26 protein-coding genes are annotated in these 25,388 nt (G+C 31.6%); 8 read left to right on the top strand and 18 right to left on the bottom strand.

The features are described from left to right. The first annotated feature begins 140 nt into the window (after positions 1-140). The gene (locus tag LG649_RS10620) at positions 141-1,298 is read left to right on the top strand and encodes a vWA domain-containing protein (RefSeq protein WP_226543796.1); all 1,158 of its coding nucleotides are present in this window, start codon (positions 141-143) and stop codon (positions 1,296-1,298) included. Positions 1,299-1,345: 47 nt separating this feature from the next. On the opposite strand, the gene LG649_RS10615 is transcribed toward LG649_RS10620, so the two are convergent. Next, positions 1,346-2,353, bottom strand: coding sequence for a PorP/SprF family type IX secretion system membrane protein (locus LG649_RS10615; protein WP_226543795.1), 1,008 nt, complete (start codon positions 2,351-2,353; stop codon positions 1,346-1,348). 175 nt (positions 2,354-2,528) lie between these two features. On the opposite strand from LG649_RS10615, the gene LG649_RS10610 reads away from it, so the two are divergent. The 5 genes from LG649_RS10610 to LG649_RS10590 all read left to right on the top strand — a co-directional run bounded on the left by LG649_RS10610 (position 2,529) and on the right by LG649_RS10590 (position 7,208). Further along, positions 2,529-3,431 (top strand): NifU family protein, encoded by a 903-nt coding sequence (locus LG649_RS10610; protein ID WP_226543794.1) that lies wholly within the window; start codon positions 2,529-2,531, stop codon positions 3,429-3,431. An 83-nt stretch (positions 3,432-3,514) separates the two neighbouring features. After that, positions 3,515-3,715, top strand: a complete 201-nt coding sequence (locus LG649_RS10605; protein ID WP_226543793.1) for a dodecin family protein — start codon at positions 3,515-3,517, stop codon at positions 3,713-3,715. Positions 3,716-3,797: 82 nt separating this feature from the next. Next, positions 3,798-5,906, top strand: a complete 2,109-nt coding sequence (locus LG649_RS10600) for a thioredoxin domain-containing protein (protein ID WP_226543792.1) — start codon at positions 3,798-3,800, stop codon at positions 5,904-5,906. Beyond that, positions 5,903-6,262 carry a DUF1304 domain-containing protein gene (locus LG649_RS10595; protein WP_226543791.1) on the top strand — a complete coding sequence of 120 codons (360 nt, stop codon included), beginning with the start codon at positions 5,903-5,905 and terminating at the stop codon, positions 6,260-6,262. Before LG649_RS10600 ends, LG649_RS10595 begins: the two co-directional genes overlap by 4 nt. A gap of 130 nt (positions 6,263-6,392) precedes the next feature. Then, on the top strand, positions 6,393-7,208 hold the full coding sequence (locus tag LG649_RS10590; RefSeq protein ID WP_226543790.1) for a mechanosensitive ion channel family protein: 816 nt from the start codon (positions 6,393-6,395) through the stop codon (positions 7,206-7,208). 63 nt (positions 7,209-7,271) lie between these two features. On the opposite strand, the gene tsaB is transcribed toward LG649_RS10590, so the two are convergent. From tsaB to cyoE, 14 genes are all read right to left on the bottom strand, one after another. Next, on the bottom strand, positions 7,272-7,946 hold the full coding sequence (tsaB, locus tag LG649_RS10585; RefSeq protein WP_226543789.1) for a tRNA (adenosine(37)-N6)-threonylcarbamoyltransferase complex dimerization subunit type 1 TsaB: 675 nt from the start codon (positions 7,944-7,946) through the stop codon (positions 7,272-7,274). Positions 7,947-8,021: 75 nt separating this feature from the next. After that, complete coding sequence (locus tag LG649_RS10580) at positions 8,022-9,371, bottom strand: TolC family protein (protein ID WP_226543788.1); 1,350 nt, start codon at positions 9,369-9,371, stop codon at positions 8,022-8,024. Further along, entirely contained in the window at positions 9,355-10,473 is a 1,119-nt protein-coding gene (locus LG649_RS10575; protein ID WP_226543787.1) for an efflux RND transporter periplasmic adaptor subunit, read from the bottom strand. The genes LG649_RS10580 and LG649_RS10575 overlap by 17 nt, the downstream gene beginning before the upstream one ends. A 12-nt stretch (positions 10,474-10,485) precedes the next feature. After that, positions 10,486-11,730, bottom strand: a complete 1,245-nt coding sequence (locus LG649_RS10570) for an ABC transporter permease (RefSeq protein WP_226543786.1) — start codon at positions 11,728-11,730, stop codon at positions 10,486-10,488. Between the two features lies 1 nt (position 11,731). After that, a complete protein-coding gene (locus tag LG649_RS10565) occupies positions 11,732-12,961 on the bottom strand; it encodes an ABC transporter permease (RefSeq protein WP_226543785.1) in 1,230 nt (409 codons plus the stop codon). Continuing rightward, complete coding sequence (locus LG649_RS10560; RefSeq protein WP_226543784.1) at positions 12,954-13,655, bottom strand: ABC transporter ATP-binding protein; 702 nt, start codon at positions 13,653-13,655, stop codon at positions 12,954-12,956. Before LG649_RS10560 ends, LG649_RS10565 begins: the two co-directional genes overlap by 8 nt. A gap of 91 nt (positions 13,656-13,746) precedes the next feature. Continuing rightward, positions 13,747-13,968 (bottom strand): hypothetical protein, encoded by a 222-nt coding sequence (locus tag LG649_RS10555; RefSeq protein WP_226543783.1) that lies wholly within the window; start codon positions 13,966-13,968, stop codon positions 13,747-13,749. Between the two features lie 36 nt (positions 13,969-14,004). Continuing rightward, positions 14,005-14,532, bottom strand: coding sequence for a DUF420 domain-containing protein (locus tag LG649_RS10550; RefSeq protein ID WP_226543782.1), 528 nt, complete (start codon positions 14,530-14,532; stop codon positions 14,005-14,007). Position 14,533: 1 nt separating this feature from the next. Continuing rightward, positions 14,534-15,277, bottom strand: a complete 744-nt coding sequence (locus LG649_RS10545; RefSeq protein WP_226543781.1) for an SCO family protein — start codon at positions 15,275-15,277, stop codon at positions 14,534-14,536. Next, a complete protein-coding gene (locus tag LG649_RS10540; protein WP_226543780.1) occupies positions 15,264-15,989 on the bottom strand; it encodes a hypothetical protein in 726 nt (241 codons plus the stop codon). The genes LG649_RS10545 and LG649_RS10540 overlap by 14 nt, the downstream gene beginning before the upstream one ends. A gap of 85 nt (positions 15,990-16,074) precedes the next feature. Further along, positions 16,075-16,455: a cytochrome C oxidase subunit IV family protein gene (locus LG649_RS10535; protein ID WP_226543779.1), complete on the bottom strand. Its 381-nt coding sequence runs from the start codon at positions 16,453-16,455 to the stop codon at positions 16,075-16,077. Positions 16,456-16,472: 17 nt separating this feature from the next. Beyond that, positions 16,473-17,441, bottom strand: a complete 969-nt coding sequence (locus tag LG649_RS10530; protein ID WP_226543778.1) for a cytochrome c oxidase subunit 3 — start codon at positions 17,439-17,441, stop codon at positions 16,473-16,475. Between the two features lie 114 nt (positions 17,442-17,555). Then, on the bottom strand, positions 17,556-18,137 hold the full coding sequence (locus LG649_RS10525; protein WP_226543777.1) for a cytochrome c oxidase subunit 3: 582 nt from the start codon (positions 18,135-18,137) through the stop codon (positions 17,556-17,558). A 3-nt stretch (positions 18,138-18,140) separates the two neighbouring features. Further along, complete coding sequence (gene cyoE / locus LG649_RS10520) at positions 18,141-19,034, bottom strand: heme o synthase (RefSeq protein WP_226543776.1); 894 nt, start codon at positions 19,032-19,034, stop codon at positions 18,141-18,143. A 120-nt stretch (positions 19,035-19,154) separates the two neighbouring features. Between cyoE and LG649_RS10515 the strand changes: the two genes are divergently transcribed. After that, entirely contained in the window at positions 19,155-20,027 is an 873-nt protein-coding gene (locus LG649_RS10515; RefSeq protein WP_226543775.1) for an MBL fold metallo-hydrolase, read from the top strand. 141 nt (positions 20,028-20,168) lie between these two features. Continuing rightward, a complete protein-coding gene (locus tag LG649_RS10510; protein ID WP_226543774.1) occupies positions 20,169-21,428 on the top strand; it encodes an arylsulfotransferase family protein in 1,260 nt (419 codons plus the stop codon). Positions 21,429-21,498: 70 nt separating this feature from the next. Here the strand turns inward: LG649_RS10510 and LG649_RS10505 are convergent, their stop codons facing one another. The 3 genes from LG649_RS10505 to eno form a co-directional block, all read right to left on the bottom strand. Beyond that, entirely contained in the window at positions 21,499-22,413 is a 915-nt protein-coding gene (locus LG649_RS10505; RefSeq protein ID WP_226543773.1) for a dimethylarginine dimethylaminohydrolase family protein, read from the bottom strand. A 75-nt stretch (positions 22,414-22,488) separates the two neighbouring features. After that, positions 22,489-23,775 carry a citrate synthase gene (locus LG649_RS10500; RefSeq protein ID WP_226543772.1) on the bottom strand — a complete coding sequence of 429 codons (1,287 nt, stop codon included), beginning with the start codon at positions 23,773-23,775 and terminating at the stop codon, positions 22,489-22,491. A 176-nt stretch (positions 23,776-23,951) separates the two neighbouring features. After that, positions 23,952-25,241 (bottom strand): phosphopyruvate hydratase, encoded by a 1,290-nt coding sequence (eno, locus tag LG649_RS10495; RefSeq protein WP_226543771.1) that lies wholly within the window; start codon positions 25,239-25,241, stop codon positions 23,952-23,954. Positions 25,242-25,388: the final 147 nt, after the last annotated feature.

The raw sequence follows: 25,388 nt of genomic DNA, 5'->3' as shown, positions 1-25,388 counted from the left end.
CTTATTTTTTTAAGTTAAAAAAAGACTTTACAAATTAAAAAGCTTGGTTTACGAATTAAAAAGTAGCTGTTACTCATTGGTTGTTTTTAAAAAAAATTCTTCTAGTTAGTTTTAAATCATTAATCAGAAAAACGAAAAAAATGACAACATTAATTAAATCAACAGTATTAAGTTTTACTTTATTTGCTTCTTTAGCATGCAACTCTAAAACTAAAGAACCTAAAATTGCATTTGGCAATACTACCAAAACGGCAATAACTAAATACAATAAACCATACATAAAAGTAGCTTTACTACTTGATACCAGTAATAGTATGGATGGACTAATAAACCAAGCCAAAGCTCAACTTTGGGATATTGTTAACGAACTATCTTATGCTAAGTGTAAAAACGATAAGCCAAATTTGCAAATTGCATTGTACGAGTACGGCAATGATAATTTAAATGGCGACGAAGGCTATATTAGACAAGTTCTTGCTTTTAGTGAAGATTTAGACGATATATCAAAAGAACTTTTTTCTCTTACTACAAATGGCGGTAATGAGTATTGTGGACAAGCCTTACAAACATCAATTAACCAATTAAACTGGGGTAGTAATCCAGACGATTTAAAACTAATTTTTATTGCAGGAAACGAACCTTTTACCCAAGGTCGTGTTAATTATAAACATGCTGCTACAAATGCAAAAGATAAAGATATAACTGTAAACACCATTTTTTGTGGTGATTATAACCAAGGTATTTCTAGTTACTGGAAAGATGGTGCTCAACTTACCAATGGCGATTATATGGCTATAAATCATAATCGCAAAACTGTACATATTGCCACTCCTTATGACGATGATATTTTAATTTTAAATGAAAAACTAAATAAAACATATGTTAGTTACGGCACCAAAGGCTACAGTAAACTCGCATTACAAACAGAACAAGATAATAATGCAAATAGTTATAGCAAAGCTAACGCTGTTAAGCGAACAATTAGCAAAAGCTCACACTTTTATAAAAATAAAAGCTGGGATTTAGTTGATGCTATTGAAGAAAATGAAGTTGACATTAAAAATTTAAACGATGAAGTTTTACCTCAAGAATTAAAAGGAAAATCTGAATCAGAAATTATAACTTACATTGAAACTAAACGTAATAATCGTGAAAAAATTCAAAAAGAAATAAAAGCTTTAAACGCTAAACGTACCGAATACATTAGTAAATTACAAAAACAAGAAACAAATGGTTTAGAAAGTGCCATGATAAAAGCCATAAAAGAACAGGCAAAAATAAAATCTTACCAATGGTAACTAAATAAAAAGAGGCTTTTAAGCCTCTTTTTTGTTATATTTTTCATTTAGTTTACTGCAGGACAATTACAATCGTAACGCTCTCTACGACAACTAAAATTAATACCAATTGTTATTTGATGAAAACCACCATTGGTAAAAACAACATCATCTAACTGATGTGCATATGTATAAGCAAACATTAAATTATTATAGTTAATTCCTAAAATTGGAGAAATTTGGTTAAGGGTTTGGCTTCCTATACTACTATCAGAATCATTTACATATTCTGCACCATCAAAGCTTTTTCTAAATGATAAGCCTCCCCAAATGGTACCAAAATCCATAGCTTTGTATGCTTTTGCATTAAAATCCATAGTAGTTTCTTCAGTTAAATCTCTATAATTAAATAATACAGAAGGCTCAAAACTCCAAGAACTTCCATATTTATTAAATACATAACCTGCGGTTACTAAATAACGTCTTAAATTACTTGTAATTTGTGTATTGTTATTAACCCCTTCATTTTCTAACACATTTTTTATTGTACCATGAATATAAAAATCTAAATAATGATAAGAAGCTCCAATATCTACATTAAAATTAGTTGCATTCTCTACACCTCCACTAACTATAGGATCTGGACCGTCAAAAAGGAATCCAGTTTCATCTAATTGATATTGAATAAAACCAGCGCTTAATCCAAAAGAAAGCATATTTAAATCTGTTTCACTTCTAGAAAACATTAAATGATGAGCGTAAGTAAGGTAAGCTCCTTTTACAGAGTGGTAACCATTACCGTCTGCAAAAACTATTCCTCCAATTCCAGAAGCAGATTCTCCTATTCTTCCATTGGCACTTAACGTCATTAGTTTAGGTGCGTTTTCATGCCCAAACCACTGCTGTCTTCCTGTTAATCTAACCTTAGCACAATTAGCCGCTCCAGCCATAGATGGGTGAATTAAGTAATAATTATCGGTTAAATAATCAGAATAAATTGGTAATCCGTCTTGAGATACACTTATATAAGATATAAGTGAAAAGAAAACAATTGTAATACTATTTTTTAAATTCATAAAATTATAACCGAATTGGGGTTAGTAACATTAAAAACGCATTTTTTAATTCAAAACTACTTACAAAAAACACGATAAATATACGTTTTAATTTAAGCTCATAATATAAGAACTAAAAATAAATATATAAGCAAGAAAGTGTTTCTTTTAGTATTTTTGTAAAAAATTAGTTGAAATGAATACTTTTAAGGTTTCTGTGCAAGAAACAACAAACAATGCTATTGTTAAATTTGAATTGAATAAATTCATTACAAAAAATGAGAGTTTTGAATTTAATAATATTGATGAAGCAAAGCCTTCACCTCTGGCTCAACAGCTATTTTATTTACCTTTTGTAAAGAAAATTTATATATCTGGAAACTTTATTGCCGTAGAACGCTATAATATTGTAGAATGGAAAGATGTTCAAGATGAAGTAGCTCAGCAAATTGAAGCTTATTTAAACGACGGTGGTACTGTAATAACAGAAACTGCAACTGCAAAAAAAGTACCTGTAACGGTATATGCAGAAAGTACACCAAACCCTAGCGTAATGAAATTTGTAGCTAACAAAAAGTTAGTAACAGCAATGTTTGAGTTTACCTCTATTGAAGAAGCCAAATTATCGCCATTAGCTACAGAGCTATTTCATTTTCCTTTTGTAAAAAGTGTATTTTTTGATGAAAACTATGTTTCTATTACAAAATTTGATATTACGGAATGGCAAGAAATCACCCTTGAAATTCGTGAATTTATAAGAAGTTTTATTGAGAAGGGTAAAGACATTGTTTTACCAGAAGCTACTGAGACACTTAAAAAATCTACAGAACAGCTAGATCACCATTTTGAAGCTTTAGATGACACATCAAAACAAATTGTAAATATTTTAGAAGAATATGTAAAACCAGCTGTTGCGAGTGATGGTGGTAATATTCAGTTTATTGGTTACGACGAAAACACCAAAAACGTAAGTGTGCTACTCCAGGGAGCTTGTAGTGGTTGCCCATCGTCAACATTTACACTTAAAAACGGTATAGAAAATATGCTAAAAGAAATGCTTCCAGGTAAAGTAGCCATGGTAGAAGCTATTAATGGATAAGTTTTTTAGAACTTAATGTGACTTTTTGAAGCCAATTGTTTCTAAATTAATAGAAAACAAAATTAATTTAAAAACAAAATATTATGGCAGTATTAAAAGTAATCGAGGTGCTTTCTAACTCAAATAAAAGTTGGGAAGATGCTACTAAAAAAGCAGTAAAAGAAGCATCAAAAACCTTAAAAAATATTCGTTCGGTTTATGTACAAGACCAAAGCGCTATTGTAAAAGATGGAGATGTAACCGAGTTTAGAGTAAATTTAAAAGTTACTTTCGAAATTGAATAAGTCCTAAACACTACCTATTTATATATATTTAAAGCACTCTTTTTAGAGTGCTTTTTCATTTTATAATACTTATTTTTATAACATGAAACATCTTTATCTTTTAGTAGTTTTTATTGTTTTATTTTCTTGTACTTCTAAATCGTCAAAACCCATGACCCATAAATATACAAATGCGTTAATTAACGAAACAAGCCCATATCTTTTACAACATGCGCATAACCCTGTTAATTGGCAACCTTGGAATAGTAAAACATTAAATCAAGCTAAAACAGAAAACAAACTTGTTTTAATTAGTATTGGTTATGCGGCTTGCCATTGGTGCCATGTTATGGAACATGAAAGTTTTGAAGATTCGTTAGTAGCACAAACCATGAACACCAATTACATCAATATTAAAATTGATAGAGAAGAACGCCCAGATGTAGACCAAGTTTACATGAATGCCGTACAACTTATGACTGGCCAAGGTGGTTGGCCTTTAAATATTGTAGCCTTACCAGATGGAAGACCTGTTTGGGGCGGTACATATTTTAAAAAAGAACAATGGATTAGCGCTTTAAACCAAATTGCAGAATTATATAAAAGTAACCCAGAAAAACTACATGAATATGCCAATAAACTTGAACAAGGCATAAAAAGCATGGATGTTGTTGCTACCAACAACAACAAACCCGATTTTAATAAAACATTTATAAATAATGCTGTAAAAAAATGGTCTAACAGTTTCGATAAGCATTATGGTGGCACTAACAGAGCTCCAAAATTTATGATGCCTAATAACTATCAATTTTTACTTCGTTATGCATATCAAAATAACAACCAAGACATTTTAAATTTTGTAAACCTAACACTTACCAAAATGGCTTATGGCGGATTGTACGACCATATTGGCGGTGGTTTTTCTCGATATTCTGTCGATATTAAATGGCATGTACCGCATTTCGAAAAAATGCTTTACGACAATGCACAACTGGTAAGTTTATATGCCGATGCTTACCAACTTACAAAAAACAAACTCTACAAAAACGTAATTACAGAAACATTAAATTATGTAAACAATGAAATGACAACTAAAAACGGTGCATTTTATTCATCATTAGATGCCGATAGCTTAAACAAAAACAACGAATTAGAAGAAGGCGCTTTTTACGTATGGACAAAACAAGAGTTAGAACATATTTTAAAAGAAGATTTCTTATTATTTTCCAACTATTATAATGTAAACGATTTCGGATTTTGGGAACATAACAATTACGTACTAATAAAAAATGAAGACGATAACGCTTTCGCGGAAAAACATAATATTTCAATAGAAGCTCTTCAATCTTATAAAACAAAATGGAAGCAAACACTATTAGAAATTAGAAATAAACGTCCAAAACCAAGGTTAGACGATAAAACCCTAACCTCTTGGAATGCCTTAATGCTTAAAGCCTACGTGGATGCTTACCGGGTTTTAGGTGAGGAAACTTACCTCGCTTCCGCGGAAAAAAACGCAAACTTTATTTTAAACAATCAGTTACAAAACGATGGTAGCTTGTTTCATAATTACAAAAATGGAAAAAGCTCCATTAATGGTTTTTTAGAAGATTACGCCACCACTATTGAAGCATTTATTGCGCTTTACGAAGTTACCGGAGAAGAAAAATGGTTAAAAACATCGCGCGATTTAACGAATTACACCTTCGATTTCTTTTTTGACAAAACAAGTAATATGTTTTTCTTCACATCCAGTAAAGATGAAGCTTTAGTATCTAGAAGTGTAGAATACCGCGATAATGTAATTGCAGCCAGCAATTCTATTATGGCAAATAACTTGTTTAGATTGTCACATTATTTTGATAATGAATACTTTTATAATACAGCAACAAACATGCTAAACAACGTAACTTTAGAAATGCAAGACTATCCATCGGGCTATTCAAATTGGTTAAATTTAATGCTAAATTACACACATCCATATTACGAAGTTGCATTAGTTGGTAATGAAGCTCATAAACAATTAACCGAATTAAATAAAAACTATTTACCAAATAAATTAATAGCTGTATCTAAATATGAAAATAGTATGCCTCTATTAAAAAACAGATTTACACCAGATAAAACCTTAATTTATGTTTGTGTAAACAAATCATGTAAATTACCTGTAAGCAAAACTAAAGAAGCCTTAAAACTAATAACTAAACAATGAAAACATTAACCATAATATTACTAGCATTTGTAGCCATAGAACATTTTTACTTTTTAATTTTAGAAATGTTTTTCTGGACCAAACCAAAAGGCATTAAAGCCTTTAATATAAAATCTGAAGCCTTTGCCAAAGAAACTAAAGTTTTAGCCGCTAATCAAGGTTTATACAATGGTTTTATAGCTGCCGGAATTATATTTTCTATTATTAAAAATGATATTTCAACCGCGTTATTTTTTATCATTTGTATAATAATTGCTGGTATATATGGCGCTTATTCAACTAAACAAATTAAGCTGTTTTATTTTCAATCGGTTCCAGCTATAATTACACTAATAATTATTTTATTTGGTTTTTAGTTTTTTAAAGTGACCGTTTAATATTTCTGTGTCTATAATATTATAATCAATTAACTTTTATTTTACCTAGCTTTAGTTAAAACAAAATAAATAGTTACTAACTTTAATTTAATTATAAATAACACAAATTATGGATTTAAAAAACATTGACGCATCAAAATGGATGGCCCTAATTTTAGATTATGGTTTAAAAATTATTGGAGCCATTGCCATCTGGATTATTGGTTCTTGGGTAATTAAAACTTTAATTAAAGGCCTTAAAAAAGTAATGCTTAAGCAAAATTACGACGAAAGCTTACAAAAGTTTTTAATTAACTTATTAAGCTGGATTTTTAAAATTGTTTTAATTATTGTTGTACTTGGTACAATAGGTGTAGAAACAACTTCGTTTGCTGCTATTTTAGCTGCTGCTGGTTTAGCAATTGGTATGGCTTTACAAGGATCGTTAGGTAATTTTGCTGGTGGTGTTTTATTAATGATTTTTAAACCAATAAAAATTGGAGATTTAATAGAAGCTCAAGGAGAATTAGGTGTAGTAAAAGAAATTGAAATTTTCACAACAAAACTTACTGGACTATCTAACCGAGAAATTATAATTCCAAATGCTGCACTATCTAACGGTAATATTATTAATTATACTACCGAAGGTACTCGTCGTGTTGATTTAGTTTTTGGTGTTAGTTACGATGCCGATATTAAGCAAACAAAAGATGTTATAATGAATGTTTTAACATCGCACCCAAAAGTATTAAAAGATCCTGCTCCGGCTGTTACAGTTTTAGAATTGGCTGATAGCTCTGTAAACTTTGCTACAAGACCTTGGTGTAAAACCGAAGATTATTGGACTGTTTATTTTGATGTTACAGAAAATGTGAAATTAGCTCTTGATGCTGCTGGCATTGAAATTCCTTACCCACACAGTGTTGAAATACATAAAGATGCTTAATTACTAAGCAATAGTATATAAATTAAAAAGGCGGAAGTGTAAAACTTCCGCCTTTTTTAATCTCTATTTTTTTGATTTTATTGCCACAAAATCTTTTAAGTAATAGGGTTCAAAATAAGCTACATCTTCAAATTTTTCTTCTTCATATTTCTTGAAGGCTATTAAGCTCATTTCGTTAGCAGATGGTAATTTACCTTCAATAAAAATGGCATTCTGGTTATCAATAAGCGTTTTTGTTTTCTCTACACCGTTTCCTATAAAGTAAACTTTGCCTGCTTTTAAATTTTCCGCGAAAGCGTTTTCATCTAATATTTGAGCTTGAGTTTCTCTTATTTGATTAAAACTACTATCGAAAATAGCTGAATATACTTCCATACGTCTTGCATCTAACATAGCAACAATTACTCCTTCTGAAGTTTTAACTTGATGAGCCAATGCGGTTAACGTTGGTACTGAAATTAAAGGAATGTTTAAGGAAAAAGAAAGTCCTTTGGCGGTCGAAACTCCTATTCGCAAACCCGTGTAAGAACCAGGGCCTTTGCTTACAGCAATGGCGTTTAAATCTTGAGTTGTTATACTTGCTTTCATTAAAACCTCATCGATGTAAACATGTAAACGTTCGGCGTGCGAGTAGCCTTTATCGTTATCTTCAATTAAAGCAATGGTTTCTCCATTTTTTGAAACGGAAACCGAACAATTTGTTGTAGCAGTTTCTATGTTTAATATATGTGTACTCATTTTAAAAACAAATTCCCGCCTAAGCGGGAATGATTTATGTGATTATTTATAATGCTTAGATTGCAAAATTACATATTAATTTGTTAAAGGTTTACCTAAGTAAAAATCTAAAACTTTTGTTTTAAAAATAAAATCGTACTTAGCGTTTATTAAAGAGGATTCTGCATTTATTAATTGTACTCTAGCCTGCTCTAAATCGTACGATGTCATGGCTCCTATATCAAACCTTTCTTTAGAGTTTGCAAAAGCTAATTCCTGCGATGCTAATGTTTTTTTTGCTGCTTCAAAAGCTTTAAAAGCTGCTTGAGCATCTGTAAAAGCACTTTGAATATTAGTTTCTAAATCTAATTTAGCCTGCTGTAAGTTTAATAAACTATTATCTTCTTGAATAACCGATTTAGCTACAGATGTTTTATTTGCAAATCTTGAAAATATTGGTATGCTAAGCGATAAACTAAAACTATGTCCTCGATTATCATTTAACTGCTCGAAAAACGAATTATAGCTAATTAAGTTAGAGAAATTGGCTCCAGAATTGTACCCATAACCAAAGGTTAAACTTGGTAAATAACCACCTTCTGCAATTTTTGTACTTAATTTTGAACTTTCTATATTTTTTTCGGCTACTTTAATTTCATTTCTGTTGGCAACAGCATAATCTAAAATTGGCTCAATACTTTTGTATAAAAGTTCTGCAGAAGGATTTTCTACTTCTACATCTTCAACATTAAAATCTTTAAACGGAACTTGTAATAATTGAGAAAGCGATAACAGCGCTAAATTCACACTGTTTTCGGACAAAGTAACTTGTTGTTCGTCTCTACTTAATGTAGCTTCTGCATCGTAAATATTTGCTCTTGGCTGTACACCTGCATCAACTAAATCTTGTACTTGATTTAATTGTTTTTTACTAAACTCGTATTGCGCTTGTGCTGTTTCTAAATTTTCTTTGTTAAATAAAACATTTAAATAAGCATTAACTACATTTAGGGAAATATCATCTTTTATTCTATTTAACTCTAATTCATTTGTTTCTCTAGTAAGCTTAGATTGTTTATAGGCGTATGTATTTGCAAATCCATCAAAAATAGTTTGAGATAAAGATACACCAACACTTGTTGAGTGAAATGTACGATCTACAAATGCTCCCGGATAAATTTCAGATTGTCCAAGGCTTAGCGATTGTGTAACACCAGCTCCTACTGAAGGTAAAAACTGCCCTTTTGCCGCTAAAACATCTTGATTATTTGACAATAATGTATTTTTAGCTAGCTTAATGCTTATGTTATTTTCAAGTGCATAATAAACACATTCTTCTAATGTCCATTTTTTTTCTTGAGCGTTTAATGACGCTGCTAATAAAAACAGCCCTAAAAACGTAAAAGCTTTTATGTATTTTTTTGTAAAATTACTTTTCTTCTTCATCCTCATTATCTTTTGATGCTTTGTTCCACACTTTAATTTTATCGCCTTCTTTAACACCTTCAACTATTTCAACGTTAATACCATCAGATAAACCAAGCTCTACATTTTCTTTTTTAAATTTACCGTCTTCTTGCTGAATTTCTACAAAAGGTTTTTCGGTAATTCTGTTGTATTGTAATAAGGCTTCACGAATAGCTAAAACACTATCTTTTGCCTCAATATCTATTTCAGCATTTGCACTATAACCTGCGCGTATATTTGTTAAAGAATCTAACTTTACATCGGCTTTTATGGTAAACTGTACTGCGCCATTTTCTTCTATTCCTTTGGGTGCTAAAAAGGTTAAAGTAGCAGGAAATTCTTTGTCGTTAATGGCTCCTAAAACTACTTTTATTTCTTTGCCTTCTTTAAGTTTTCCTATTTCGGCTTCATCAACCTTACCTTCAAAAATCATTAAACTCATATCGGCAATTGTTGCTATGGTTGTACCATCGTTAAAGTTATTACTTTGTATAACTTGATCTCCTTCTCGCACCGGAATTTCTAAAATAGTACCTGGTATTTGAGCTACAATACTTGTATTTGCTGCACTTCCGCCAGAAATAGAACCTTGCTTAATAATTTTATAGTCATTTTGTGCTTGTGCTAAAGTTTCTTTGGATTGATTAAATGCTAATTCGCTATTTTCAAAATCTTGCTGAGAAATAACACCTTTTTCAAACAACGCTTTATTTCTATCGAATAATACTTTAGCATTATTATACCCTAATTGTTCACTTTTAATACGACTGCTTGCACTTACTAAACTCTGTTCGTTTGGTACAACTCTAATTTTAGCTATTAAATCGCCTTTTTTTACTAAATCGCCTTCTTCAACAAAAATTTCGTCAACAATACCAGAAATTTGGGGTTTTAATTCAATTTCTTCCTCTGGATTTAATTTTCCCGTTGCTACTGCTTTAGTATTTATTGATGTGTAAAAGGGTTCTTCTACTTTAAAATCTTCAATAGATTTTGAGTTGGCATCCTTAAAGTATTTTAATACAAATACTAATAAAATTAGGGCTACTATTCCTAAAATAATTTTAACTGTTTTATTCATTTTTTTGATTGTTTATTCTTCTCTTAATGCTTCTATGGGTTTTATACTTGTTGCTTTAAATGCAGGAATTAAGCCTATTAATGTGCCTAAAGCTACCAATATTAATAGGGCTAAAAACACAACTGCTATTGAAACTGATGCGTTTACTATAGCGGCATCCGGACCTTGACCAAAAAAGTAGTCCATTATAATTAAAATCCAACCGCCGGTTATTATACCTAATAACCCAGCCATAAGTGTTAAAAATACTGCTTCTGTTACTATTTGTCTTTTAATTTCGTACGGTGTTGCGCCTAAAGCACGCCTTACACCAATTTCTTTAGTGCGCTCTTTTACTGTGATAAGTAAAATATTCCCTATGGCAAATACACCAGCAATTAATGTTGCAATCCCTACAAACCATGTTAAAAATTGCATACCTACTAAAAAGCCTGTCATTTTTTTAAACTCTTTACCTAAGTTAAAGCTACCAAAGGCACGCTCGTCTTCAGGGTGAATATCGTTTAAGTTTTTAAGCATTAACTTAACATCTGTTTCAATTTGCTTAATATCGTATTCTGGTTGACCAGTTATCATCATCCAACCAATTTTATCGCCTCGGTTGTAAATTTGCTGAAATGTAGTAAAAGGCACATGCATATCTGTTCGTGGTCCCATATTTACATTACCAACTTCAAAAACACCTATAACTTTAAAATTAATATCATTTATTTCAATGTAAGTACCAATAGCTTCTTCATCTTTTTCGAATAATTGCTGATAGCTGTCTTCGGAAATAACCACAACTTTTTTTCTATCATTTATATCATTTTGATTAATGAAACGCCCATGAATTAAATTCTTTTTCTGAAGTTGATCGAGCAGCGGGTAATCGCCCGCCATTTGAAAACTTCCTGATAAAAAATTTCTGGTTGCGCTAACTGTTTGCTGGCTTCTTGGTAAAACAAACTCTACACCTTCTACATTGGCTTCAATACTTTTGGCATCGTTTAAACTTAAACTTACTTGTCTGCCTTTTTGAAAACCTTTAAAAGCCTGGTCTGTACTTTGTCCCCATACAAACACTGTATTTGTTGCAAAATCGCCAAATAAGCGGTTAAATGCATTCTCTAAACCTCGGGCAGAACCTAACAATCCTATTAATAATAAAATACCCCACCAAACACCTACCATGGTTAAAATAGACCTTAGTTTGTTTTTACCTAAGCTATCGAAAATTTCTTGCCAAGTGTCTCTTTCTAATAAAAATTTTAACATACTAGTCGTTTCTTAATGCTACAATTGGTTTAATTCTCGACGCCTTTTTTGCAGGCACATAACCTGCAATAGTTCCGGCTATAATTAGAGTTAAAGTGGCTCCAACAACCAAAGTGTTACTTACTCCTGGATCTTTAATAAAATAAACTTCTAGTGATGGCCCAACCAACTCTAAAACTGCAACCCCAATTAATAGCCCAACATAACCAGCAATGGCAGTAATTATAATAGACTCTATTAGTATAATTGCCACAATAGATCTTGGAGATGCTCCTAAAGCCTTACGTATTCCTATTTCTTTGGTGCGCTCTTTTACTATAAAAATCATGATATTACTTATACCTACAATACCTGCGATTAAGGTACCAAAACCAATAATTAGAATAATTACGGTTAAACTAGATGTCATTATATCTACTTGTTTTGTGCCTTGTGCCATATTCCAGATTCTAATAGCGCGTTGATCTGAAGGAGCTACAGAAAACCGTTCTTTTAACTTAGCTTTAATTTTATTACCAAAAGCTAAGGCTTGATCGGAATTCATTTCCGGATTATAGGTTAGGCTTATTTCATCTACATAATCGTTATTTCCATAAATTTTTTGAGCTGTTGTAACCGGCATGTAAATACGGCGTTCTTCATATTCGCTTCCTTCATCTTCAAAAACACCAACAATTTTATATTGAATACCGTTTAAATTAATGTATTTACCAAGGGCTGGAACCGTTTTATATAAATCGGTTTCTACCATTCTTCCAACAACAACAACTTTAGTATTGTTTTGAATATCGTTGAAGTTCAAATAGCGTCCTTCTTTTACTAATGTTTTTTCAAGAAATTGATGGTCTGGATGCACCGCTCGAATATCATAAGTATTCTGCTCGTTTTTGTACGAAGCATTTAAATTTTTATAAACTCGTGATGTTATATACTCGATATCATCACCAAATTCTTCTTTTACAAACTCGTAATCTTCATTTTCAAACTGAATTTTCCGTCCTGCTTGGTAACCTTTATTTGCTTTAGTTGTTAAGCCAGACCTTATAAAAATGGCATTGTCTGCATCGTCTACAAAAGCTTCTTCAAATGTGTTTTGTAAGCCATTTGCAATACCAAAAAGTATGGCGAATAACAAAATTGCAAAAGCTACCGTGAAGCCAGAGAGTAAACTACGCGTTCTATTCATGTTTATACTCTGAAAAATTTCGCGCCAAAGGTCTATATCAAACATATTGTTCTGCTCTTACTTGGTTTACCTTTTTATCTTCCATTATTACGCCATCTCGCAAACGCACAATCCGTTTACACATATTTGCTATATCTTCTTCGTGAGTTACCATTAAAATGGTTTTACCTTCATCGTTAAGACTTTGAATAAAAGCCATAATTTCGTGAGAGGTTTTAGTATCTAAAGCTCCGGTTGGCTCATCGGCAAGTAATAATTTAGGGTTTGCAGCTAATGCTCTAGCAATGGCAACACGTTGTTTTTGCCCTCCTGAAAGTTCTTTTGGTAAATGATCGGCCCAATCTAATAAACCTACTTTTTGTAAATGAAATTTTGCTTTTTCAATACGTTCTTTACGCTTTATTCCTTGATAATACAATGGAAGGGCCACGTTTTCAATAGCATTTTTGTAGTTTATTAAATTGAAAGATTGGAAAATAAAGCCTAAAAATTTATTTCTGTAAACTGCTGCTTTTTTTTCAGTAAGATTTTTTATTGGTAAACCATCTAGAATATAATCGCCGGTATCGGCTTCATCTAACATACCAATAATATTTAAAAGCGTTGATTTACCTGAACCTGAAGAGCCCATTATGGCAACCATTTCGCCTTCTTCAACAGAAATATCAATTCCCTTTAATACATGTAAACTTGAGTCTCCTATGGGATAGGATTTGTGAAGCTGGTTAATTTTTAACATTTTAATTTTTGATTGATTAGCCGACCTTTAAGTTAAGCCTTTCTTCTTAGACTATCAATAAAAAAAAATGTTACAAAAAAAATTAAAAAAATTATTTATTGCTTGAGGTTTTGTATTTCTGGTATATAAAATAAATGAGCCCTCCAACTAAAATGTAAGGTATTGCCATTAAATAAACTATGCCGTCGTTTATGGCTTCGGCTGCAGTTTGGCTTTCTTCGCTTTCTAATACAGCACGACACATAGCACATTGCGCATTTCCTTTAAAAAAAAGAAATAGAATGATTAAAGAAAGGACTGCTTTTTGCTTCATTTTAAAAAATTACTTTTTTAATTCTAAATATTGAATTTAGTTATAATACGGTGAAATCATTAAATAAACAATAACTCCTGTTACTGCAACATACAACCAAATTGGATATGTTATTTTAGCTATCTTTTTATGTAATTTAAAATTTTGGGTAATGGCTCTTGCATAAGTAATTAATACAAATGGTATTACAGCTACTGATAAAATTATATGACTTATTAAAATTGTGTAATAAATAGCGCCGTAACTACCTTCGTAACTTGTAGAGTCACTAGTCATGTGATATAACACATACATAACTAAAAACAGTAACGATAACCCTATGGCAAATTTCATTAATAATTCGTGAGCCTTTTGGTTTCCTTTTTTAATTTGCCACACAGCAAGAACTAAAACAACAGCAGTAATACCGTTTATTACTGCATAAACTGGTGGTAAAAATATAGGTAATTCAACATCTAACTTTACGCCAAAAAGTATTGCTACTACAACGGGTATAACTACAGATAGTATAATTATTAAAGTATTGTATTTTTTATGGTCTTGCGTATTTTTATTGGTATTCATGTTATTCTTTTAAAAGTTTTGCTATGTCTTCTTTTAATATGCTTATTTCTTCGGCTATACCGTCGTCGTCGGTTTGTTCTTCTTCAGATACAATGCCTCTGTAATATATTATTGGATTTCCGTTTTCGTCTTTTCTAGAGCGAATATATCCGTTTTTATCTATTAAAGCGAAGTTTCCTGAATGCTCGAAGCCTCCTAATACATTCTCGTTTTGTGCTGCATAAATATAAAAACCAGCATTAGCTAAATTATATATTGCCTCTTTTTCTCCGGTTAATAAATTCCAATTAGGGTTAGTAATACCATATGTTTGAGCGTAATTTTTTAAAACCTCTGGAGTATCGTAATCTGGATTTATGGTGAATGATGCTACACCAAAATTTTCAAAATCTTTAAATGTATCCTGTATTTTAACCAAATTATTATTCATTCTTGGGCAAATAGTTGGACATGTTGTAAAAAAGAATTCAACTACATATACTTTTCCTAAATAATCTTTATTAGTTATTGTTTTACCTTCTTGATTGGTAAAACTAAATTCGGGTACTTTGCGTTTTTCACCATTATTGTCAATAAAAACTAAATCTGAAGCTTGATTTTTTTTATCGTTTGCATAATCACTTCGACTTTCGTTTCTAATTACATCGCCTTGAGTAATTCTATCGACTATTTTAGGAACAAATAAAATACCAAAAAGTAATATTATAAATGCTATACCAACGTATGAATAATTAGTTTTCTTCATTGCTATTTTTTAAATCGTTAGCGCGCCTTGTATCTGTGTTTTCAAATTCACCCTTTCGCTTTTGGCGATATTCTGTAAACAATACACGCAAATCGTCACTCATTTTATTTTTTATTTCGGCTACTTCAATACAATCGTAACCGTTTAAACCATAAACAGGTTTATTTTTTTCTTTTTCATTGTCTTCTCTATCATCAAGTCTCCCACGTTGTGTTAAATCTTTATCTACAACAAAAACCTTCTGCGAGTATAAATCTGCCGATAGCGGTGTATCTGTTTTTAAACTATTATGTATTTGTTTTATTTTATTTGGTGATGCAAAAACAAAATGCCAATAGTCTAAAGCTTCATAAGAACTTATCTCTTTTTTTACAGTTTCAACCGAAGCTTCGGTTCCTGTTGGTAAAAGCATTACTATTTGAAACTTTTTAAAGCCTTTAAATTTATCGTAAACTAATTCTTTTAAATTGGAAGCTGCAATGGTATGATCTATTGGGTTTTCGCCTAAAAAACCTAAAACTGTAATATGATCTTTTAATTGAACGTCTTCTTTGGTAAGAGATGTAAACCCATTTAAATCAGTAACATTCTCATTTATTATTTCTAGAGGTGTATAATTATGTGTTGCAGGATATAACAGCAACAGAAATGCCACTGGTAAAAAGAATAATACTACCAAAACAAAATACCTACTGGCTTTACTTTTACTCATAAAAACACTGTAAAATTTGTTTTGCAAAAATAAAAAAAGGCGGTTTAAAAACCGCCTTAATATTATTATTTAACTGATTTTATATTTAAAAATCGCGTTTTATGTAACCGTTATCGTAAACATTAAATACATATCCTCCTTCTTGCAATAATATAAATGATAAATATATTATTAAGAAAACGCCTGTCCATACTACCGCACGTCTCAATCCTTTAGTTTCGTCGCGCATGTGCATAAAATCCCAAGCGATATAATACGCTTTTACAATAGTTAATATTATGAAAATCCAGTTAAGTAATTTCATTCCTAAAAACTTAGCCATTAATCCTTCTGGTTTGTATATACCTAAAACAACTTCTATTGCAGTTACAAACGAAAGAAATGCTAAAACACCCCAGATTTTTTGTTTGTTAGACTTAAATTTCCAAAGTCCTCTAAAAATTTCTAATTTATGTTCGTGTGCCATTTTAATTTATTTTTTTGTTATACTAAGTAGAAGAATGTGAATACGAATACCCAAACTAAATCTACAAAGTGCCAGTATAAACCAACTTTTTCTACCATTTCGTAGCTCTTACGTTTTTCGTAAGTACCTATTACTACGTTAAAGAAAATGATAATATTAAGTACAATACCCGAAAATACGTGAAACCCGTGAAATCCTGTTATAAAGAAAAAGAAATCTGCAAATAATGGCGAACCGTATTCGTTTACGTGAAGATTAGCACCTTCTACAACTGCTTTACCGTTTGTTTTTATAGCTTCTAAAGACTCTGTTCTAGATAATACTGTTTTTTCCCCTTCTTCTGTTAATGTTTGAGTTCGCACTAAAACATTTTCATGAGACTCTAAACCATGAATAACATCTTGAACACTATAAGTTGGTAACGTACCTTCGTTAACAAACCATAAACCGTTTTTACTTTCGTGCTGTGTTCTGTCTGTATGGCTAGCAACAACAAAATCACTTAATGCTACTCGATGACCTTCGGTATCTACAAACTGTAAAATGTTACCACCTTTTGTTTGTACCGCACCATAATCTCCTTGAATGAATGTAGCCCATTCCCATGCTTGAGAACCAACGAATATAATACCACCAATTATAGTTAAAAACATATAAATAGTAACTTTTGCTTTATTTAAATGATGACCTGCATCTACAGCTAATACCATAGTAACCGAAGACATGATTAATACAAATGTCATAAAGGCTACATAAATCATTGGTAGTTCTTGCCCATGTAAAAATGGTACGTGTGTAAACACTTCATCGGCAATTGGCCATGCATCAATAAATTTAAATCTTGAAAATCCGTAGGCTGCTAAAAACCCAGAAAAAGTTAAGGCATCTGAAAGGATGAAAAACCACATCATCATCTTTCCGTAACTAGCTTTTAATGGCTCGTTTCCTCCGCTCCATGTTTTGCCTTCTGCTACTGCTGTACTCATAAATTTTGGTTATTGTTTATAAAAGTTGCACAAAAATAGGTATTTTATTTATGTAATAAAACATCAAACTACAAATTATACCCACTTTAAATAAAAGTTGATTTACATTTTTTGTTATCCCACAAAATAAAGAAACAAAAATAAATACACCCAAAGAATATCTATAAAATGCCAAAAGGTGGCTGCTAAATCAAAACCTAGCCTGTTCGATACAGAATATTTATTTCTTAAATGATTAAAAATAACTACTAACAAACAAATTAAACCTACAACAACATGTAAAATATGAACTACAGCAATTAAATAAATATAAGACATAGTTACATTACTCGTTGGTCCTGTAAAGTTATAACCTAGATTAATTATTTCTTGAAAACCTTGAAATTGATTAAAAATAAAAACAACACCTAGCACTAAAGTTATTACTAACCATATTGTTGTTAGACTTTTATTATTTTTTTTCAAAGCATTTTTTGCCATAAAAAAAGTTACACTACTTATTATTATAACTACTGTGCTAATTATAAATGCATTTGGTAACTGGAAATCTTTCAACCAATCGGGACGTGAACTACTTACTACAAATGCACTTGTCCAGCCAGCAAAAGACATAATAAGTGAAATAATGCCAAACCAAAGCATCATTTTTTTTGCTCTAATATTTTTTTCTTGAGGAGTTCCTTGAGTTAAATCCATAATTTAATGTAAAAATTTATCGACTACATATACAATTTGTACCAACGATATGTAAGATACACTTACTAACATAAGCTGTTTAGCAGCTTTCTCTGTCATTAATCTAAACAATCTTATAGCGTAATACAACATCCATAAACCTAATAAAAACACTACTATAGTCGCAATTACAGAAAGTTGTAGCCTACCTGTAAAGCCAAAAACAGGAATTATTGATACCATAATAGTCCAGATAGTGTACATAATAGTTTGTACCGCTGTACCTTTATCTTGTTTTCCTGTTGGCAGCATAAAAAATCCGCCTTTTTTATAATCATCAAATAAAAACCATCCAATAGCCCAAAAATGCGGGAATTGCCAAAAAAACTGTAACGCAAAAAGTGTTCCTGGTTCTATTCCAAAATCATCTGTAGCAGCAACCCAACCTAACATAAAAGGTATGGCTCCTGGTATAGCTCCCACAAAAACGGCAAGTGGTGTTTTTGTTTTTAAAGGCGTGTAAACAGATGTATATAAAAATGTTGAAATAGCACCAAACATAGCTGTTTGCTTGTTAATGGTGTATAAAATAACGATACCTAAAATCGTGAAAGTACAAGCTATTATAAATGCTGTAGTAACCGACATACGACCTGATGGAATAGGACGATTTTTTGTACGGCTCATTAAAGCATCTAAATCTTTTTCAATTATTTGATTAAAAGCATTTGAAGCCCCTACCATAAAATAACCACCTAAAGCTAAAAGAATTAAGGTTTTTACTTCAACCACTTCAACACCTAATAAATATCCGGCCAGCGACGAAAATACCACACTTAGTGCTAATCGCATTTTAGTGATTTCTTTAAAATCTGAAATTACAGAAGGTGCTGTTATTGAAGTATTGGTTTTGCTCAATTGCTTTAAGGCTATGCCCGTTTTGTTTTGCGAGTGCAAAGATACTTTATAAAAGCCTTTTGGGCAATGTTTTTAATATTTATTAAAAATTGTAATTTTACATAAAAAGCTATTACTGATATGAAAAACCTTGACTTCTATTATTTTTTATTTTTTTGCTGCACTATAATATCTGCCTCAGCTCAAAACAAAAAAGACATTATTATTACCACAACACCGCTAACTGAAAACATTTATATGCTAGAGGGACAAGGTGGAAATATTGGTTTATCAATTGGCGCCGACGGTATTTTAATGATAGACAGCCAATTTGCGGGTTTAACACCTAAAATTTTAGAGGCCATAAAAACCTTAAGTGATAAACCTATAAAGTTTTTAGCTAATACACACCATCATGGAGATCATACAGGAGGAAATGAAAATATCGCAACGCTAAACACACCTATAATTGCACATAACAACGTTTACAATCGAATAAAAGCTAACACAAAACAATCTAAAAAAGCACTTCCAGTAATAACTTTTAATAGTGAGTTGAATGTGTATATTAACAATGAAGAAGTCATGATGATACATGTAGACAACGCTCACACAGATGGCGATGCTGTAATTTATTTTACCGAAAGCAATGTATTACACACCGGCGATACTTTTTTTAATGGTCGTTACCCATATATAGATTTAAAATCTGGAGGTAGTGTTAATGGTTATATTAATGCCGTTAAAAAAAGCCTTATGTTAATTGATGAAAACACTAAAATAATTCCTGGCCATGGTAGTGTCGCTACAACAAACGATTACAAAACCTTTTTAAATATGCTTGAAACTTTAAAAACTAATGTTTTAGCTGAAATTGAAAAAGGGAAAACAGAAAATGAAGTAGCTAAAAATACATCGCTAACAAAAATCTATGACGATTTAAATTATGGCTGCTGTTTTATTTCCTCAGAAAAAATAAGGCGTATTTTTTATACTAGTCTAAAAAAAGATTAAGTAATCTACTGGTTTAAATTACCTTTTACAGTTTTATAAATGTATAAAACCTGATAACACTCTAAACCTAATTTTATTTTTCATCATAAAGTGCGTGTTTTTATAAAAAATCTCATCTAAAGATTTAAATAAAACTTTATTATGAAAAATATGTTAAAATTAAATTTAGCTGTTACAAAACAGCTGTTAGTAATCGTCCTTATTGCATTATTTACGTCTTGTAACAATGATGATAACGACACCGAACAAACAAATAATGATGATTCGGATTATGATACTTCTACATATATTTTAGTAGTTGATCAAACAGGGCAAGGTGCAGATATTATTGATCATGATGGTGATATACTTTTTAGTTGGGACTTTGACGATGCCATAGGCAATGATGCTAGTTTATTAAGCGATGGTAGTATGATTGTTTGTTTAAAAGCCAATGATGCTGCAATTACCTTTGGTGGTTATGGCGGAAAATTTCAAAAAATTAATGCCGACCAAACCACAGATTGGGAAGTATCGTATAGTACAACTACTCAAACCGCACATCACGATGTAGAATACCTATCTAACGGAAATATTATTTTTCCCGTTTGGGAAGAGCTTACAGCTAGTGATGCTGCCGAACAAGGTTTTTCTGGAAGTCAAGACATTTACCCAGAAGCTATTGTAGAAATGAATCCGTTAACCCAAGAAATTGTTTGGGAATGGCACGCCACAGATCATTTAATTCAAGACTACGACAGCACCAAACTTAATTATGGTTCTGTTGAAGAAAACCCTAATAAAATTGATATTAATTATAACAGCTCGCAAGATAATGGCGATATTATGCATGCCAACGGAATTACTGTTGATGAAGATAACGACATTATTTATGTTACTATTAATAACTATAGCGAGGTTTGGGTAATAGACCATAGTACTACTACTGCCGAAGCCGCTACAAGCTCTGGCGGAAATTATAACTTAGGAGGCGACTTAATTTATCGTTTTGGCAACCCATTAACTTACGACAATATTGGAGATGTAACATTAAACGATGTACATTATCCTAATTTACTAGATACGGGTAATATGCTAGTTTTCTCAAACAATATTTATGATAATCAGTCTGCGGTTTTCGAATATGAATTAAACCCGCCTTACCAACTTGTTAGTGGGACTAACAACGAACCAGAATTAGTTTGGTCATTTACAGATTCTGAATTATATAGTGCTGGTTTAGGCGGTGCTGTTAGAACACCTAATGGTAACACACTTATTGCTGAGGGAAGAGATGGTACTGTTTGGGAAGTATCGAATAATGGTGAAGTTTTATGGAAGTATGCTGGATACGACACTCTTTGGCGAGTTTACGCCATTCCTGTAACAGATGAATCACTTACTTATTTAGGTGTTGATTAAAAACACTTTTTACTTTAAACAAAAGGCTTTTACTAATTGTAAAGGCCTTTTTATTCTATAAACAATATATTTAATCGCGAATTAAGGGTAAGGTTGAACAACGTAATAAACCTTCTTGTTTTGCTATTTCGGCATACGGAACTTCTTCAACTACAAAACCTTCATTTCTTAGCCATTGGTTTAACCTAGTGAAATTTTGCTCGGAAATAATTACTTCTTCAGAAATTGAAAACACATTGCTGTTCATGTTATACATTTCCTCCTTTGTAATTTCAAAAATATTTTCTTTCCCAAAAAAATCAACTAACCAATTGTATTCTTTTTCAACTAAAAATCCGTTTTTATGAAGTATTGCTTTTCCTTTCCCTAACGGTTGAAAACAACAATCTAAATGTAATGCGTTTTCTTTAGCATTGGTATTAGACTTTCTTAGCTCGAAAGCTTTTACTTTTTTATTTGGAAAAAGTTCTTGAATGGCTTTTACAGCTTCTTTATTGGTTCTAGCTGTTATAAAATTTGGATAATCATCACCGGTATATGTTCCAATAAATATATAATCGTTCCAAGGCATTATGTCTCCTCCTTCAATATGGCAAGCCTCTGGTAAAATTATCCTATGCTCAGGTTCTATTTGATTCCAAACGTGTTGTATCGCTTTTACTTCTTCTTCCCTGTCTGGTAAAATATTTGCTCGAATTATTTTATTTTCAATAACAAAAGCTATATCTCGAGAGAATATTTGGTTACAGTTAAGTATAACTGTTGGCCTAAAAACTTGTACATTATATTTATTAAAAACCTTTGCTACAGCTTCCATTTCTAAAATCATATCTTCCTCCTTAGGATAAGTTCCAGATAGCACATGCTCCCTACTCTTTGGGTCGTAACAATCTTCAAGTTTTGGTACCGATCCATTATTTACTGCAGTTCCTAAGATTACTGCACGAAGCCTTGAAGTTTCGTTTTTAACATTTAGTTTTAACATACTGTAAATATAAAAAAGCTTCACAAGAACTAACTTATGAAGCTTTATATTTTAAAGTTTTATTTAAAACTATTTTTATCTTTCGTTTATAGCTTTAAATGCTCTTTCGTTTTCCCCAATATAAACTTGTCTTGGACGACCAATTGGTTCTTTACGTAAACGCATTTCTCTCCATTGGGCTATCCAACCAGGTAAACGGCCAAGAGCAAACATTACAGTAAACATTTCAACAGGAATACCCATAGCACGGTAAATAATACCTGAATAGAAATCTACGTTAGGGTATAATTTTCTATCTACAAAATACTGATCTTCTAAAGCTTCTTTTTCTAGACCTCTTGCAATATCTAAAATTGGGTCGCTAATTCCTAAATCTCCTAAAACTTCATCGGCAGCCTTTTTAATAATTCTTGCTCTTGGATCGAAATTTTTATAAACTCTGTGCCCAAAGCCCATTAAACGGAACGGATCATTTTTATCTTTAGCCTTTGCCATGTATTTTTTAGTATCTCCACCATCGGCCTTTATAGCTTCAAGCATTTCTAACACGGCTTGGTTTGCTCCTCCATGAAGTGGACCCCATAGTGCTGAAATACCAGCAGATAATGATGCAAACAAACCGGCATGAGAAGAACCAACAATTCTTACTGTTGATGTAGAACAGTTTTGTTCGTGATCGGCATGAAGAATTAACAACTTATCTAAAGCATCTTTTATAATAGGATTAACTTCAAACTCTTCATTTGGTTGTTTAAACATTAAGTACATTAAGTTTTCTACGTAACCTAAAGACTTCTTTCCATAGTTTAAATGTAAACCTTTTTTCTTACGCATTGTCCAACCAACTAATAATGGAAATTTCCCTAAAATTGTTACAATAGCGTTATACATGTCTTCTTGCGACTCTATATTAACCGATATTGGATTAAATGCGGTTAAAGCACTTGTTAATGAAGATAACACACCCATTGGATGTGCATTTTTTGGAAACGCTTCAAGAATCTTTCTTACATCGTCATCTACAAGTGAATTAGCTTTAATATCATTTTCAAATTTATCTAATTCGCTTGCTGTTGGAAGTTCTCCAAAAATTAACAAATAAACTACCTCTAAAAAATCTGCTTTTTCAGCTAATTCTTCTATAGAATATCCACGATATCTTAAAATACCTTTTTCCCCATCAAGAAAAGTAATGGCACTTTCACAAGAACCCGTATTTTTATATCCTGGGTCTACAGTAATTACCCCACCTGTTGACGCTCTTAATTTCGAGATGTCTATTGCAACTTCATCTTCTGTTCCCTTTATTAAAGGAAATTCGGTTTTTTTACCGTTTATTTCTAATGTAGCAGTATTTGCCATGTTTAATGTTGTATTTTATGTTTATTTTTTGCCGAAGGCTAAAATAATAAATATACCTCTATTTTTAAAGCCTATTTTAAATGATTTAATAAATACTGCTATTAATTTTAGTAATAAACATAAAAAAAGCGATTATTTAACAACAACCGCTTTTTTGTGTAAAATATAACTTGATTTTACTTTACTTTAAATGCATTTTTACCAGGAAAATAAGCAACATCTCCTAATTCTTCTTCAATACGTAATAATTGATTGTATTTTGCCATACGATCGCTTCGTGAAGCAGAACCTGTTTTAATTTGACCTGTATTTAATGCTACTGCTAAATCTGCAATAGTATTATCCTCTGTTTCTCCAGAACGGTGAGACATTACAGATGTATAACCTGCGTTATGTGCCATATTAACAGCTGCAATAGTTTCGGTTAAAGTACCTATTTGGTTTACTTTAATTAATATTGAATTAGCAATACCGTTTTCAATACCTTTTGATAAACGCTCTACGTTAGTTACGTATAAATCGTCTCCTACTAATTGTACTTTATCTCCAACAATCTCAGTTAAATATTTCCAACCATCCCAATCGTTTTCATCCATACCGTCCTCAATAGAAATAATTGGGTATTTTTCAACTAATTCGGCTAAATAATCTGCTTGCTCTTTACTTGTTCTGATAACTCCTGTTTCTCCTTCAAACTTAGAGTAATCATATTTTCCATCAACATAAAACTCTGCAGAAGCACAATCTAGAGCAATCATTACTTCATCTCCAAATTTGTAACCAGCATTTTCAACAGCTTTTGCTATAGTTTCAATAGCATCTTCTGTTCCATCTAAAGTTGGAGCAAAACCACCTTCGTCACCTACTGCTGTACTTAAGTTACGGTCGTGTAATACTTTTTTTAGGTTATGAAAAATTTCGGTTCCCATTTGCATGGCATGTGTAAAGCTTTTGGCTTTTACTGGCATTACCATAAATTCTTGAAATGCTATTGGCGCATCGCTATGCGAACCTCCATTAATAATATTCATCATAGGTACTGGTAATGTGTTTGCTGAAACACCTCCAACGTATCTGTACAAAGGTAAACCAAGCTCTCCAGCTGCTGCTTTAGCTACTGCTAAAGATACACCTAAAATGGCGTTGGCTCCTAATTTTGATTTATTAGATGTTCCATCTAACTCAATCATTATTTTATCAATTAGGTTTTGTTCAAAAACTGAAACACCTAATAATTCTTGAGCGATAATAGCGTTAACATTTTCAACAGCTTTTAAAACACCTTTACCCATATAGGTATTTCCACCATCTCTTAACTCAACGGCTTCGTGCTCTCCTGTTGATGCTCCAGATGGCACTGCGGCTCTACCTAAAACATCGTTTTCTGTTACTACATCTACTTCTACAGTAGGGTTTCCTCTAGAATCTAAAATTTGTCTTGCGTGAACGTTAACTATTACACTCATAATAAGTTTATTTTAATCTTTATTTTATTCAAATTTACGGTTTAATCTTGTTATTATTTAATGCTTTTTAAAAGAATTTAAAAAAACATTTCGATAACGTTTTAGTATTAAAAAAAAACTCAAAAACAATTAACTGTTTTTGAGTTT

The organism is Neotamlana laminarinivorans, from assembly GCF_020523925.1.
Lineage (GTDB): Bacteria > Bacteroidota > Bacteroidia > Flavobacteriales > Flavobacteriaceae > Neotamlana > Neotamlana laminarinivorans.
This window is presented reverse-complemented; position numbering and strand designations above follow the sequence as displayed.

Excerpts from the sequence above, each read along its gene's own strand:
- LG649_RS10605 (WP_226543793.1), top strand. The coding sequence starts at position 3,515 with ATGGCAGTATTAAAAGTAATCGAGGTGCTTTCTAACTCAAATAAAAGT.
- LG649_RS10575 (WP_226543787.1), bottom strand. The coding sequence starts at position 10,473 with ATGAATAAAACAGTTAAAATTATTTTAGGAATAGTAGCCCTAATTTTA.
- LG649_RS10610 (WP_226543794.1), top strand. The coding sequence starts at position 2,529 with ATGAATACTTTTAAGGTTTCTGTGCAAGAAACAACAAACAATGCTATT.
- tsaB (WP_226543789.1), bottom strand. The coding sequence starts at position 7,946 with ATGAGTACACATATATTAAACATAGAAACTGCTACAACAAATTGTTCG.
- LG649_RS10570 (WP_226543786.1), bottom strand. The coding sequence starts at position 11,730 with ATGTTAAAATTTTTATTAGAAAGAGACACTTGGCAAGAAATTTTCGAT.
- LG649_RS10590 (WP_226543790.1), top strand. The coding sequence starts at position 6,393 with ATGGATTTAAAAAACATTGACGCATCAAAATGGATGGCCCTAATTTTA.
- LG649_RS10615 (WP_226543795.1), bottom strand. The coding sequence starts at position 2,353 with ATGAATTTAAAAAATAGTATTACAATTGTTTTCTTTTCACTTATATCT.
- LG649_RS10565 (WP_226543785.1), bottom strand. The coding sequence starts at position 12,961 with ATGTTTGATATAGACCTTTGGCGCGAAATTTTTCAGAGTATAAACATG.
- LG649_RS10580 (WP_226543788.1), bottom strand. The coding sequence starts at position 9,371 with ATGAAGAAGAAAAGTAATTTTACAAAAAAATACATAAAAGCTTTTACG.
- LG649_RS10560 (WP_226543784.1), bottom strand. The coding sequence starts at position 13,655 with ATGTTAAAAATTAACCAGCTTCACAAATCCTATCCCATAGGAGACTCA.
- LG649_RS10550 (WP_226543782.1), bottom strand. The coding sequence starts at position 14,532 with ATGAATACCAATAAAAATACGCAAGACCATAAAAAATACAATACTTTA.
- eno (WP_226543771.1), bottom strand. The coding sequence starts at position 25,241 with ATGAGTGTAATAGTTAACGTTCACGCAAGACAAATTTTAGATTCTAGA.
- LG649_RS10515 (WP_226543775.1), top strand. The coding sequence starts at position 19,155 with ATGAAAAACCTTGACTTCTATTATTTTTTATTTTTTTGCTGCACTATA.
- LG649_RS10555 (WP_226543783.1), bottom strand. The coding sequence starts at position 13,968 with ATGAAGCAAAAAGCAGTCCTTTCTTTAATCATTCTATTTCTTTTTTTT.
- LG649_RS10505 (WP_226543773.1), bottom strand. The coding sequence starts at position 22,413 with ATGTTAAAACTAAATGTTAAAAACGAAACTTCAAGGCTTCGTGCAGTA.
- LG649_RS10525 (WP_226543777.1), bottom strand. The coding sequence starts at position 18,137 with ATGGATTTAACTCAAGGAACTCCTCAAGAAAAAAATATTAGAGCAAAA.
- LG649_RS10595 (WP_226543791.1), top strand. The coding sequence starts at position 5,903 with ATGAAAACATTAACCATAATATTACTAGCATTTGTAGCCATAGAACAT.
- LG649_RS10545 (WP_226543781.1), bottom strand. The coding sequence starts at position 15,277 with ATGAAGAAAACTAATTATTCATACGTTGGTATAGCATTTATAATATTA.
- LG649_RS10500 (WP_226543772.1), bottom strand. The coding sequence starts at position 23,775 with ATGGCAAATACTGCTACATTAGAAATAAACGGTAAAAAAACCGAATTT.
- LG649_RS10510 (WP_226543774.1), top strand. The coding sequence starts at position 20,169 with ATGAAAAATATGTTAAAATTAAATTTAGCTGTTACAAAACAGCTGTTA.
- LG649_RS10600 (WP_226543792.1), top strand. The coding sequence starts at position 3,798 with ATGAAACATCTTTATCTTTTAGTAGTTTTTATTGTTTTATTTTCTTGT.
- LG649_RS10530 (WP_226543778.1), bottom strand. The coding sequence starts at position 17,441 with ATGAGTACAGCAGTAGCAGAAGGCAAAACATGGAGCGGAGGAAACGAG.
- LG649_RS10620 (WP_226543796.1), top strand. The coding sequence starts at position 141 with ATGACAACATTAATTAAATCAACAGTATTAAGTTTTACTTTATTTGCT.
- LG649_RS10540 (WP_226543780.1), bottom strand. The coding sequence starts at position 15,989 with ATGAGTAAAAGTAAAGCCAGTAGGTATTTTGTTTTGGTAGTATTATTC.
- LG649_RS10535 (WP_226543779.1), bottom strand. The coding sequence starts at position 16,455 with ATGGCACACGAACATAAATTAGAAATTTTTAGAGGACTTTGGAAATTT.